1 protein-coding gene is annotated in these 1,148 nt (G+C 71.9%); it reads left to right on the forward strand.

What is annotated here, in order from left to right:
* Window positions 1-48: 48 nt before the first annotated feature.
* Complete coding sequence (locus tag DP106_RS16675) at window positions 49-990, forward strand: DUF7502 family protein (protein WP_015410134.1); 942 nt, start codon at window positions 49-51, stop codon at window positions 988-990.
* The last annotated feature ends 158 nt before the right edge of the window (window positions 991-1,148 follow it).

Raw genomic sequence — 1,148 nt, forward strand, 5'->3', positions numbered from 1 at the left:
GGAGAAGAACGATAAGATCGATGAGTTAGAAAATAGCCAGAATGGATCATGAGTGAACCCCAACAACAGGCAATCAATTCCGACCGCGGGCCACACCCCCGCGAGGAGCTGCTCGCGGCCGTCTCCGAGATCGACCGGGAGGCCAAGAAGGCGGCGTTCCTGCAGGCCGCCCTCGACGCGATGTTGGTCTTCGTCCTCGTCCGGCTGGCGCTCCGGCTCACCCCGGTCGGGGGCAGTTGGGGGACGCTCGTCTCGGTGCCGTTGCCGGGCGGCATCGCCGGCGCGCTCGGCGGGGTCGGCATCGTCTTCCCCGATCCCGTCCCCGTCTCGGCGGCCGGCGTCGCGGCTGTCCTGACCGCGGTGTCGTGGTTCGTCGCCGACGCCTTCCTCCGGCACGATCGACTCGGCGTCGAGCGGTTCGAGTCGGACAACCCGGTCGTCGATGAGGCGCTCCGGACGGCCAGGGATACCGCCAAATCCGACGCCGACAACCCCGTAGCGACGGCGCTCTATCGGGACGTGCTCGGGCGGCTGAAAGACACCTCCAGCCGGGCGTTCCTGCAGCGTCGGCAACTCGTCGCCGTCGTGGCCGGCATCGCGCTCGTCAGCGCCGCGACCGTCGGCGTGGCGGGACTGGGGCTGTCGTCGATCGGTGCCGGCGGCGACGCGGACGTGGGGGCGGTCGGGGGTGCCGGCGGCGGCGCTGGCGGCGGTGCGGGCGGCGAGTCGTCCGGCTCGGGCGGGGGGGCGGACCTCCTCGGCGAGGCGGGCGAGGTCGAGCGCGGCACGGACGATCGGTCGCTCCAGCTCCGCGGTGAGGGCGAGGGAGGGGCCGGCGGGGGCGGCGACTACAGCGGCGGCTCCTTCGAGGCCGACCCGGGAAGCGTCGAGGCTTCCCGCGCGGCGTTCAGCGAGGAGGAGCGCCCCGAGGAGGCCGAACTCGTGCGGGCCTACACCGAGCGGATCCGAGGCGGGGACGCCGATGAGTGAAAACCCGCGGGCGGGCACGGGCGTCGGTGGCCGAACGACCGGGATCGAGTGGACGACGCGCAGGAGGGAGACACACACGCATGAGTGATCACACGGACGGGAACGGCGAACTCGACATCGAGACGGCACAGGCGCAGGTACAGCGCGTCGAGCGGGAG

The sequence above is a fragment of the Halonotius pteroides genome (assembly GCF_003605635.1).
Taxonomy (GTDB): Archaea; Halobacteriota; Halobacteria; order Halobacteriales; family Haloferacaceae; genus Halonotius; species Halonotius pteroides.